General features: G+C 58.7%; 9 protein-coding genes. All 9 read right to left on the bottom strand.

Annotated features, from left to right (window positions below; translation table 11 throughout):
- Positions 1-49: 49 nt before the first annotated feature.
- Positions 50-829, bottom strand: a complete 780-nt coding sequence (gene mlaE, locus V7080_RS01600) for a lipid asymmetry maintenance ABC transporter permease subunit MlaE (protein WP_334186645.1) — start codon at positions 827-829, stop codon at positions 50-52.
- A complete protein-coding gene (locus V7080_RS01595; RefSeq protein ID WP_334186644.1) occupies positions 826-1,626 on the bottom strand; it encodes an ABC transporter ATP-binding protein in 801 nt (266 codons plus the stop codon). Before V7080_RS01595 ends, mlaE begins: the two co-directional genes overlap by 4 nt.
- Positions 1,627-1,773: 147 nt before the next feature.
- Positions 1,774-3,237 (bottom strand): glutamate synthase subunit beta, encoded by a 1,464-nt coding sequence (locus V7080_RS01590; RefSeq protein WP_334186643.1) that lies wholly within the window; start codon positions 3,235-3,237, stop codon positions 1,774-1,776.
- Between the two features lie 75 nt (positions 3,238-3,312).
- Positions 3,313-7,992 (bottom strand): glutamate synthase-related protein, encoded by a 4,680-nt coding sequence (locus tag V7080_RS01585; RefSeq protein ID WP_334186642.1) that lies wholly within the window; start codon positions 7,990-7,992, stop codon positions 3,313-3,315.
- 117 nt (positions 7,993-8,109) lie between these two features.
- Positions 8,110-8,838, bottom strand: a complete 729-nt coding sequence (locus tag V7080_RS01580; protein WP_334186641.1) for a transposase — start codon at positions 8,836-8,838, stop codon at positions 8,110-8,112.
- 76 nt (positions 8,839-8,914) lie between these two features.
- Complete coding sequence (locus V7080_RS01575; protein ID WP_334186640.1) at positions 8,915-9,469, bottom strand: DUF2726 domain-containing protein; 555 nt, start codon at positions 9,467-9,469, stop codon at positions 8,915-8,917.
- Between the two features lie 73 nt (positions 9,470-9,542).
- On the bottom strand, positions 9,543-9,665 hold the full coding sequence (locus V7080_RS01570) for a hypothetical protein (RefSeq protein WP_334186639.1): 123 nt from the start codon (positions 9,663-9,665) through the stop codon (positions 9,543-9,545).
- 26 nt (positions 9,666-9,691) lie between these two features.
- Positions 9,692-11,200, bottom strand: a complete 1,509-nt coding sequence (locus V7080_RS01565; RefSeq protein WP_334186638.1) for an HDOD domain-containing protein — start codon at positions 11,198-11,200, stop codon at positions 9,692-9,694.
- Between the two features lie 12 nt (positions 11,201-11,212).
- Positions 11,213-11,762: EAL domain-containing protein (locus tag V7080_RS01560; RefSeq protein ID WP_334186637.1), on the bottom strand; the 550-nt coding region annotated here is incomplete at its 5' end.

The raw sequence follows: 11,762 nt of genomic DNA, 5'->3' as shown, positions 1-11,762 counted from the left end.
GAAAATTGCAAAACACACTACCCCATCCCGCTGCGTTCCGGCGGCAATGTCAGTTGAACATGAGCGCCGTCAACAGGAAATCGAGCCACAAGACGCTGAGCGATGCGATCACGACCGTTCGGGTAGTCGCCCTGGCAACGCCTTCAGGTGTCGGCTTCGCCTCATAGCCTTGATACAAGGCAATGAAAGTGACTGCAAATCCAAACACCACGCTTTTCAATACACCGTTCACGATATCGTTCCAGACATCAACGCCGGCCTGCATCTGCGACCAGAATGCGCCTTCGTCCACACCGATCATTCTGACGCCGACAATGTAACCGCCGAGAATACCCACCGCGCTGAAGATCGCCGCCAGGATCGGCATGGCGATCACGCCAGCCCAGAAACGCGGCGCGATGATACGCTGCATCGGATCGATCGCCATCATTTCCATGGCGGATAACTGCTCTCCTGCTTTCATCAAGCCGATTTCCGCGGTCAGCGACGTGCCGGCCCGTCCCGCGAACAGCAGCGCGGTCACGACCGGCCCCAGTTCCCGGGTCAACGACAATGCGACCAGCAGGCCCAAGGCCTGCTCGGAACCGTATTTGTTCAGGGTGTAATACCCTTGCAGTCCCAGCACAAAGCCGACGAAGAGGCCTGACACGGCGATGATGACGAGCGAATAATTACCGATGAAATGAATCTGGTCCGTCACCAGCCGCAGACGCCGCAGCAAGCCGCCTGACGAGCCGACCAGCGTAAAGAACGTGCGGGTTGCAAAACCGATCCCGGAAACGGATTCGCGCACCCAGCGGCCGAGGTTGGAAATGGTGTTGACGATCATCGTCCATCCAATCCGAGGTCTTCCGCCAGCGACTTGCCGGGCTGATGAAAAGGTACCGGTCCGTCCGGTTCCGCATTCACGAATTGCTTCACATAGGGGTCGCTGGAACCGCGCATTTCCGCCGGCGTACCGTGGGCGACGATTTTGCCCTGCGACAGGAAATACACATAATCGGCGATGGAAAACGATTCATTCACGTCGTGCGACACCAGGATCGAGGTGGAGCCGAGCACATCATTGAGCCGCCGGATGATATTAGCCGTCACGCCCATCGATATCGGGTCCAGGCCCGCAAACGGCTCGTCATACATGATCAATTGCGGATCGAGCGCAATCGCCCTGGCCAGCGCAACCCGCCTGGCCATGCCGCCGGAAATTTCCGACGGTTTAAGCTGCGCTGCGTTGCGCAAGCCGACCGCATGCAGCTTCATCAACACCATGTCGCGAAGCATTTCTTCCGGCAAATCGGTGTGCTCACGCAGCGGAAAGGCAACGTTTTCGAATACAGTCAGGTCGGTGAACAACGCGCCGTGCTGGAAGAGCATGCCCATCTTGCGCCGCAACCCGTATAACTCCTTGTTGCCCAGGTTTTGCACCATCTGGCCGTCGACGTTGACCGTGCCGGATTGCTGGCGGAGCTGTCCGCCGATCAGCCGGAGAATCGTCGTCTTGCCCGAACCCGATCCCCCCATGACCGCAACCACCTTGCCGCGCGGGAAGTCCATCTGCAGGCCCGACAGGATCGGACGTGCACCATAGGAGAAATGGAGATTGCGGATTTCGACGAGATTGGGCACAGCGAATATATCTGACTCAAAAGTCAGATTATAGTGCAGAACCGGCAATCATATTCCGGCCATACGCGACTTGGGGCAGGATGTGACTCCCGCCCCAAGCGCCTTTTACTGCTTCTTACTTAGCCTTTTAACCATCAGGCCATCGCATCAGCGAGGCAGGACGCTGCTTCCCATCAGGAACTCATCGACTGCCCGCGCGCACTGGCGGCCCTCACGAATCGCCCACACGACGAGCGACTGGCCACGGCGCATGTCGCCGGCAGCAAACACTTTTGCTACCGACGTTTTGTAGCAGCCGTCACCGTCGGTTGTCGCCTTGGCATTGCCGCGTGCGTCCTTGTCGATGCCGAACGCATCCAGCACGGTTTGCACCGGTGACACGAAGCCCATCGCCAGCAGCACCAGGTCGGCCTTCATTTCGAATTCGGAGTTCGGCACTTCCTGCATCTTGCCATCCTTCCATTCGACACGGGCACCGATCAGCTTTTCCACCTTGCCGTTCTTGCCTTCCAGGCGCTTGGTCGCGACCGCCCAATCGCGCTCGCATCCCTCTTCATGGGAAGACGAGGTGCGAAGCTTCGTCGGCCAGTAGGGCCATACCAGCGGCTTGTTTTCGGTTTCCGGAGGCTGCGGCAACAATTCGAATTGCGCGACCGAAGCGGCGCCGTGGCGATTGGAAGTGCCGACGCAGTCGGATCCGGTATCGCCGCCGCCGATCACGACCACATGCTTGCCGGTGGCCATGATCTGGTCCTTCACCTTGTCGCCGGCATTGACCTTGTTCTGCTGCGGCAGGAATTCCATCGCGAAGTGTACGCCCTTGAGCTCACGTCCCGGCACCGGCAGGTCACGCGGCACTTCCGCACCGCCGGCGATGACCACTGCATCGAATTCCTTGTTGATCTGCTCGACGGAGATGGTTTCCTTCGCCCAGTTGGTGATATTGGCAGGGAAGTCCTTGCCCACCAGCACGCCGGTACGGAAAGTCACACCTTCTGCTTTCATCTGCTCGACGCGGCGGTCGATATGCGACTTTTCCATCTTGAAGTCGGGAATACCGTAACGCAGCAAGCCGCCAATCCGGTCGTTCTTTTCAAACACGGTGACATCGTGGCCGACGCGCGCCAATTGCTGTGCCGCTGCGAGGCCTGCGGGGCCCGAGCCGACGATAGCGACTTTCTTGCCGGTCTTCACGGCCGGCGGCTGTGGCACGATCCAGCCGTTTTCCCAGCCCTTGGCGGCGATGAAGTGCTCGATCGACTTGATGCCGACCGCCTTGTCGTTGAAGGCCAAGGTGCAGGCAGCCTCGCACGGCGCCGGGCAGACCTTGCCGGTGAATTCGGGAAAGTTGTTGGTGGAGTGCGCGTTGTCCAGCGCTTCCTTGTAGTTGCCGTTGTAGACCAGATCGTTCCAATCCGGAATGATGTTGTTGACCGGGCAGCCGCTGTTGCAGAAAGGGATGCCGCAATCCATGCAACGCGCGCCCTGGACCTTCGCCTCCGCATCGCTGAGGTGGACCACGAACTCCTTGTAATGCTTCTTGCGCAACTCGGGCGCTTCACTCGCTTCTTGCAGGCGCTGAAATTCCAGAAAACCGGTTACTTTTCCCATGATGTTCCTTCAATATTTTTCTTTGCAGGACGGACGCCTCGCCCGCCCTGCCTTGTCGTTTAATCCGGCTTTCGATCAGGCCGCAACTTTTTCGCTTGCCTTTGCCGCCGCGTTCAACTCGCCAAGCGCCCGCTTGTACTCGGTCGGGAAGACTTTCACGAACTTGCCGCGCGCATTGCTCCAGTCGTCGAGCAGGTTGCGGGCACGGGTGCTGCCGGTGTACTTGAAGTGACGTTCGATCAAGCCCTTGAGGATCGCTTCATCGGTCTGCGCGTCGCCATTGCGCTTGGCGCTGTGCCAGATGGCGCGGTTCACTTTCGCTTCCTGGTCGGCACTTGCCAGAACCGGGTCGAGCGCCACCATCGCCATATTGCACTTGTTGGCGAAGTCGCCGTCCGGATCGTAGACATACGCGATACCGCCCGACATGCCGGCTGCGAAGTTGCGGCCGGTTGTGCCAAGGACGACGACTGTGCCGCCGGTCATGTATTCGCAACCATGATCGCCGGTCCCTTCGACCACCGCGGTGGCGCCGGAGTTACGTACCGCGAAACGTTCACCGGCAACGCCGTTGAAGAAAGCTTCACCGGCGATCGCGCCATACAGTACGGTATTGCCGACGATAATGTTGTCGACCGCCCAGCCGCGGAACTCGGTGTTCGGGCGCACGATGATGCGGCCGCCCGACAATCCCTTGCCGACATAGTCATTGCCCTCGCCCACGAGGTCGATCGTGATGCCGTGTGCAAGGAAAGCGCCGGCCGACTGGCCCGCAGTGCCGTGCATCTGGATATGGATGGTGTCATCGGGCAAGCCTTCGTGGCCGTACTTCTTCGCCACTTCGCCGGAGAGCATCGTGCCGACGGTGCGGTTGACGTTCTTCACCGGGGAGATGAATGAAACCTTCTCGCCTTTTTCCAATGCGGCCCTGGCCTGGGCGATCAACTTGTGATCGAGCGCTTTCTCGAGGCCATGATCCTGCTCTTCCACCTGGTAACGCGGCTCGGAGGCCGGCATGTCGGGCTGATGGAAAATCCGGGTGAAGTCCAGGCCCTTCGCCTTCCAGTGCGAGATGGCTTTGGATTTATCCAGCAAGTCGACGCGGCCGATCAGTTCATTGAAGCTGCGGATGCCGAGCTGTGCCATGATCTGGCGCGCTTCTTCAGCGACGAAGAAGAAGTAGTTCACCACGTGTTCCGGTTTGCCCTGGAATTTCGCCCGCAGCACCGGGTCCTGGGTCGCAACGCCGACCGGACAGGTATTCAGGTGGCACTTGCGCATCATGATGCAGCCTTCCACGACCAGCGGCGCGGTGGCAAAACCGACTTCATCGGCGCCGAGCAACGCGGCGATCACGACGTCGCGACCAGTCTTGATCTGGCCGTCGGCCTGTACGCGGATGCGGCTGCGCAGGCGGTTGAGGACCAGTGTCTGCTGCGTTTCGGCCAGGCCGAGTTCCCACGGCGTGCCGGCATGCTTGACGGATGACAGCGGCGACGCGCCGGTGCCGCCGTCATGGCCGGCGATGACGACGTGATCCGACTTGGCTTTTGCCACGCCGGCGGCAACCGTGCCGACGCCAACTTCCGACACCAGCTTGACCGAGATCGATGCGCGCGGATTGGCGTTTTTCAAATCGTGGATGAGCTGCGCCAGGTCTTCGATCGAATAGATGTCGTGGTGCGGCGGCGGGGAGATGAGGCCCACGCCCGGCACCGAGAAACGCAGCTTCGCGATGTACTCGGAGACCTTGTGCCCCGGAAGCTGACCGCCCTCGCCCGGCTTCGCGCCCTGCGCCATCTTGATCTGGATCTGGTCGGCCGACGTCAGGTATTCGGTGGTGACGCCGAAACGGCCCGAGGCGACCTGCTTGATCTTCGAGCGCAGGGAATCGCCTTCGAGCAGCGGCATGTCGACTTCGATACGGTCCTTGCCGATCACCGTGGCCAGCGTTTCGCCCTTCTTGATCGGAATGCCCTTCAGCTCCATGCGATAACGGTTCTCGTCCTCGCCGCCCTCGCCGGTATTCGATTTGCCGCCGATGCGGTTCATCGCGATCGCGAGCGTGGCATGGGCCTCGGTCGAGATGGAGCCGAGCGACATGGCGCCAGTGGCGAAACGCTTGACGATTTCCTTGGCCGATTCGACTTCATCCAGCGGGATCGCTTTCGACGGATCGATGCGGAATTCGAACAGACCGCGCAGCGTCATGTGACGCTTCGACTGGTCATTGATGATCTGCGCGTATTCCTTGTAGGTATTGAAGTTGTTGGAGCGTGTCGAATGCTGCAGTTTTGCAATTGCATCCGGGGTCCACATGTGATCTTCGCCGCGGACGCGATAGGCGTACTCGCCGCCGGCGTCGAGTGCATTGGCAAGAACCGGGTCGTTGCTGAAGGCGAGCTTGTGCAGGCGCAGCGCCTCTTCCGCGACTTCGAACACGCCGATGCCTTCCACGTTCGATGCGGTGCCCTTGAAGTACTTGTCGACCAGCGCCTTGTTCAGGCCGATGGCTTCGAAGATCTGTGCGCCGCAATACGACATGTAGGTCGAGATGCCCATCTTGGACATCACCTTCATCAGGCCCTTGCCGACCGCTTTCTGGAAGTTGTAGATCGCTTTTTCAGGCGACAGGTCGCCGGTCAGGCCCTTGGCCATCTCGGTCAGCGTTTCCATCGCGAGGTATGGATGGATGGCTTCCGCGCCATAGCCGGCCAGCAGGGCGAAGTGGTGCGTCTCGCGGGCGGAACCGGTTTCGACCACCAGGCCGGTGGACGTGCGCAGGCCCTTGCTGACGAGATGCAGGTGAATCGCGGATGTTGCCAGCAATGCCGGGATGGCGACCTGTTCGGCGTCCAGCTTGCGGTCCGAGATGATCAGGATGTTGTGGCCGGATTTCACCGCGTCGACTGCCTTTGCGCACAGCGATGCAAGGCGGGCCTCGATGCCTTCCTTGCCCCATGCAACCGGATAGCAGATGTTCAGCTCATGCGACTTGAACTTGCCGCCGGTGTGTGCGCTGATGTTGCGCAGCTTGGCCATGTCGGCATAGTCGAGGATCGGCTGCGCGACTTCCAGTCGCATCGGCGGGTTGATGTTATTGGTGTCCAGCAGGTTCGGTTTCGGGCCGATGAAGGAAACCAGCGACATCACCATCGCTTCGCGGATCGGGTCGATCGGCGGATTGGTCACTTGCGCGAACAACTGCTTGAAGTAGTGGTACAGCGTCTTGTTCTTGTTCGACATGACCGCCAGCGGCGAGTCATTGCCCATGGAGCCGGTTGCCTCCTCGGCCAGCACGGCCATCGGCGACATCAGGAACTTGAGGTCTTCCTGCGTATAACCAAACGCCTGCTGACGATCGAGCAGCGAAATGCTCGGCAGGGCCGCGACCGGCTCGGCTTTCAGTTCGTCGAGCTTGATGCGGACCGATTCGATCCATTGCTTGTACGGCTTGGCATTGGCGTAGGTATCCTTCAATTCCTTGTCGTCGATGATGCGGCCGGCATCGAGGTCGATCAGGAACATCTTTCCCGGCTGCAAACGCCATTTCTTGATGATTTTTGACTCGGGAATCGGCAGCACGCCGGACTCGGACGCCATCACGACGAGGTCATCGTCGGTGACGATGTAACGCGCCGGACGCAGGCCGTTGCGATCCAGCGTGCCGCCGATATGGCGGCCGTCGGTGAAGGCCATCGCGGCGGGACCGTCCCACGGCTCCATCATCGCGGCATGGTACTCATAGAAGGCGCGGCGGTTGTCATCCATCAGCGTATGGTTTTCCCATGCTTCCGGAATCATCATCATCATTGCCTGCGCCACCGGGTAGCCGGCCATCACGAGCAATTCGAGCGCGTTATCGAAGCAGGCTGTGTCCGACTGGCCTTCATAAATCAAGGGGAACAGCTTCTGCAGGTCTTCGCCGAGCACGGCGGATTTCATCACGCCTTCACGCGCGCGCATCCAGTTGAAGTTGCCTTTGACGGTATTGATCTCACCGTTATGGGCAATCAGGCGGTACGGGTGGGCCAGCGGCCACTCCGGGAACGTATTGGTCGAGAATCGCTGGTGAACGAGCGCCAACGCGGAAACGCATCGCGCATCCTGCAGGTCGCGGTAATACACGCCGACCTGGTCCGCCAGCAGCAGGCCCTTGTACACCACGGTACGGGCGGACATCGACGGCACGAAAAATTCCTTGCCGTGGATGAGATTCAGGGCCTGGATCGCATGACCGGACGATTTGCGGATCACATACAACTTGCGCTCGAGGGCATCCGTCACCATGATGTCCGGGCCCCGGCCGATGAAAATCTGGCGGATAACCGGCTCTTTATCGCGCACGGTCGGCGACATCGGCATGTCGACATCCACAGGCACGTCACGCCAGCCGAGGACAACCTGGCCTTCCGCCGTGACCGCGCGCTCGATTTCCTGCTCGCATGCGATGCGGGAAGCGTTCTCCTTCGGGAGAAACACCATGCCGACACCATATTCGCCCGGCGGTGGCAGGTTGACACCCTGCTTCGCCATTTCTTCGCGGTAATACTGGTCTGGAATCTGGATCAGAATGCCGGCACCGTCGCCCATCAGCTTGTCGGCACCCACCGCGCCGCGGTGGTCGAGGTTCTTCAGGATCAGCAATCCCTGCTCGACGATGGAATGACTCTTCTTGCCCTTGATATGGGCGATAAAACCGACGCCGCAAGCGTCATGTTCGTTGGATGGGTCGTATAGACCTTGCGCGTGCATAAGTGTTCTCCGCTGCAGAATATGTTGATTCCGAAGCATAGTGCACTGCAAAATATAGTTCAATAAAAATAAAATGGGGTCAGAGTTATTTTATTATTCCTGAATTTTTGCACCAATTTAAATAGGGACAGAGTCATCCTTGCTGGCATTGGCTGTTTGCAAAGCCTTTTTCGGTCGCCCACGTTTCATTGGACCCACTCGGCGACTCGCTGTCTTTTCAAGTTGCAGCTTGAATTTTGGCGATCCTAGCGCCCATCCTTTTTGCGTCGCTTCCGTCAGTGCCTGGGTTTCGCCGATAGTGATTCCTTGCTCAACCAAGCTCTTGTATGCCGCTTCGCGTTCGAATGGAGTATTTCCAAGAGACCAATAAAGCGCGTGGTCAGTAATAATGGGATCAACCTTTGCACCAATATGGTGCATATAGCTTGACCATGGGTATTCGTCCGGCATGGTGACGAGGCTAGCGCGTACCGGATTGAGCTCAATGTAGCAGCTGCAGACCATGAAATATCGTTCCGAGTCGATGACAGTTGCTTTGTAGCGACCTTCCCACAAGGTTCCACTGCGCAAGTATTTGCGGTTGAAGTATGGGACGTAGTATCGCCCTATCCATTGCATCATGCGAGCGAGTCCGGTGTCATCTGCCGGCGTTGCCAAAAGATGCAGGTGATTAGGCATCAGGACATATGCGTGGATGAGTACATGGAACTGCCTTGCTGCTTCCCGCATCCAGCGCAAGAACACTTCGTAATCTTCAGGGGCATGAAAGATTATTTGCCTGTCGTTGCCACGCTGAATGACATGGTGAGGCTGATGAGGAATGACTAGTCGGGGAAGTCGCGCCATGGTGTTGGAACTAAGCTTGAACCAACATCCATTATAGATTTAATGTGCTCTGACCCCAATTTGAAGTTTGCGGGCTTTACATCCGTGCGTTGACTGTGTCCGGCCACGCCGCCTGACGGAGACGCCCGCGCTCTGCGGGAATATGCATAAAGGTGCGTTTAACCGGGCGGTTCACGATCTTCGAACGTTGCGCATCGACGGCATTTCGGATAACCGTTTCCGACGGCATTTGCGTGGAATAGAAACGAAGCGTCTTGATGCCTGCCCTGGCAAGACAGGCGTCCAGTGCTGTCTCCTTGCGCGTCGCCCGAGACCGGTGGCTCAGTTCGACGATTGCGACGAGTTGCATATCCTGATCGAACACGGCATAGCCGGCGCGCCGGCTATTCATACAATCGAGCGCGAAGCGCCGCCCCTTCGGCCCGCCAACCGGGTCAACCAGCGCGGATAAGGCAACCTGGGGGAAAACATCATAGTCGGGAAGAGCCGAACGCAGCGTTTGAAAGAATTCCAGGTACGGGCCGGCCAGCATCGGTTTGCTGCGAAAACGCGGAGTGGCCGGAAGCTTGAATGCAAACCAGACCAGGCTTGCGACCAATACCGTCATACCCAAGAAGATGATTTCCTGCATTTCTCCCTCCAACGATTATTAGTATTTTGTTACGTTTTTGTTGGAGTCGATTTTAATGAAGATTTACAAATATTTACATAATTATATTTTTGACCGGAATCAACAGGGATCGCAGCAGCAAAGCAGCCATCTTCAGCGGTAGGCCGGAGATGGCTGCTTTTTCAACAGGAGAAATAGCGGCGACGATTGCCGCCATGGGAAGAAGCGTCGTCTAAGCGTTGGTCACTGCATCCGTCGGGCCCAGGATGGCTCGGCTTGCCTTCGCTGCTCGATTGCCAGAACGATGATGGCCCTGAGTTCGTTCAGATGAATGATTTCCGCCGGTTCGATTTTCGCGGTCGAGGCAGAAAGATCCCAATCGCCATAGAGAAATCCCACCGGCTGCCGGTTCACGGTGAGCGGCAGTACAACGAAACTGCGCGCCGCCGGCAAGGCTTCCTTCCACCAGCGGGGAATCTTATTAACGAAGGCCGGTGCCTGCGCGTTTTCGACAAAAATCATCCTGTCGTTGGCCAGTGCGGCATGAAACACATCGGGCTGGTAAGCGTCTTCGAACGCCAGTTTGGGCAACAGCTCCTGGACACCGTCGCCGAACCCCATCCTGGCGCCATACTGAGCCTGCTCCTGGTTACGCAAGAATGCGACTGTATGGTTGAATCCCAGCCCCTGATGCACGGTTTCCAGTGCCATGGTCATCAATTGGCCGATGCTGAGACTGCGCATCGCGCCACGCATATCCGACACGCCGCGGGCTAGTGTGATCAGCGCATCAGCAGGTTTGCCGGCTGCTGGCTTTGCGGACGACTTGTCGCTGATAGCCGTGCGCCTGAGCGGACGGATGACCACCGAGTCCTCGTCGGCCGCGGTTTTTTGCGCGGCCTCCACCGCCGCCAGCACCTGGGAAATTTCCAGTCCCAGCATTTCGGCATAGCTGCTGGCGAACTCGATCAATTGCTCCGCGTCGTCGGTGTCGCCGTCGCACAGCAGGGTTGCGCAACGCGATGACAGGGTCGAAATGGCGGCAAGCCAATCGGTATGGTCCAGCGGCTCCCCCACTGGCCTTGGGGGAAAACTTTGCAGGCTGCTGATGAGGCCGGCCGGCAATCCCCAATGTTGCGCCGCGAGTCGGCCGACTTCATCCACTTCCATTCCCAATACATCGCGGCTCGCCTGCTCCTCGCTGATGCCGGCGGACATCCGGCGCTGCCGTATCTGCTGCCAGCGATCCGACAGATAGAACGCCACCATCATGCGTCCGAGCGAATGCAGCATGGAGCAAACCACGGCTTCCTCGGCATCACGCGTGCTTGCGGTGGCCGCGAGCTGTCGCGCGATATGGCCGGCGAGCACCGCCTTTTCCATTTCCTTGCGGGCATCCGCCGAGTCGGACGATGCTGTCGACAGGCCGTCGATGAGCTTCAAACCGAGCGCCAGGTGGCCGATTGCCTCCGTGCCGAGCACGATCACGGCCTTGGAGACGGTGTTGATACCCTGCCCGAACACCGAGTACATCGCACTGTTGGCCAGGCGCAGAACCCGCTGCGTCAATGCCGGATCGGACAGAACCGTCTTGGTCATGTTGAACTCACGGTCGTCGTCGCCGCGCATTGCGCCGATGATGGCGCCCACCACCTTGGAAAAACCGGGCAGGTCGCCTCGCTGGCGGACACGCGACCATAACAATTCCATCGTTTTGGCGGCGCTGACCGGCTCGACTATTTGTGAATTCATACGTTCATCTCGCTATTGCGCGGCCGGAGCCGGCTCTGCTTTAAGTACTTCGACAACATCTTCAGGAAGCAGGGGCCGCCCGGTAAGGTAACCCTGGATCAGGCCGCAACCATTCTGGGCCAGAAAGTGGAATTGCTCTTCGCTCTCGACGCCCTCCGCGACGGTGCTCAGATTGAGGTGGCTGGCGAGGCTCAGCACCACGTTGCAAATGGCGACATCCTTGACCGAAGCAGGCAGATCCTTGATGAATGCCCGGTCGATTTTCAAGGTGGCAATCGGGAATCGTTTCAGGTAGGCGAGCGATGAGTAGCCGGTGCCGAAATCGTCGATGGCAATGCGCACATTGCGTGCGGCCATTGCATTGAGCAACGTTTCCGCATGTTCCGGGTCGGACATGAGTATGCCTTCGGTGATTTCGAGCAGGAGTTGCCCGCCTTCGACTCCGGACAACTTAATCGCCTCATCCATGATGTCCAGGAACTGGTCATTCCTGAACTGGCGGGGACTCACGTTGACCGATACATAAAGCGGCCGGCCGACGATCTGCTCGAAGCGCTTGATC

The organism is Noviherbaspirillum sp. (genome assembly GCF_036846085.1).
Lineage (GTDB): Bacteria > Pseudomonadota > Gammaproteobacteria > Burkholderiales > Burkholderiaceae_D > Noviherbaspirillum.
Note: the sequence above shows the minus strand (reverse complement) of the source record. Positions and strands in the feature narration are given on the sequence as shown.

Coding starts and splice junctions, on each gene's coding strand:
- V7080_RS01570 (WP_334186639.1), bottom strand. CDS start 9,665: ATGGCGGCAATCGTCGCCGCTATTTCTCCTGTTGAAAAAGCAGCCATC.
- V7080_RS01580 (WP_334186641.1), bottom strand. CDS start 8,838: ATGGCGCGACTTCCCCGACTAGTCATTCCTCATCAGCCTCACCATGTC.
- V7080_RS01575 (WP_334186640.1), bottom strand. CDS start 9,469: ATGCAGGAAATCATCTTCTTGGGTATGACGGTATTGGTCGCAAGCCTG.
- mlaE (WP_334186645.1), bottom strand. CDS start 829: ATGATCGTCAACACCATTTCCAACCTCGGCCGCTGGGTGCGCGAATCC.
- V7080_RS01585 (WP_334186642.1), bottom strand. CDS start 7,992: ATGCACGCGCAAGGTCTATACGACCCATCCAACGAACATGACGCTTGC.
- V7080_RS01565 (WP_334186638.1), bottom strand. CDS start 11,200: ATGAATTCACAAATAGTCGAGCCGGTCAGCGCCGCCAAAACGATGGAA.
- V7080_RS01590 (WP_334186643.1), bottom strand. CDS start 3,237: ATGGGAAAAGTAACCGGTTTTCTGGAATTTCAGCGCCTGCAAGAAGCG.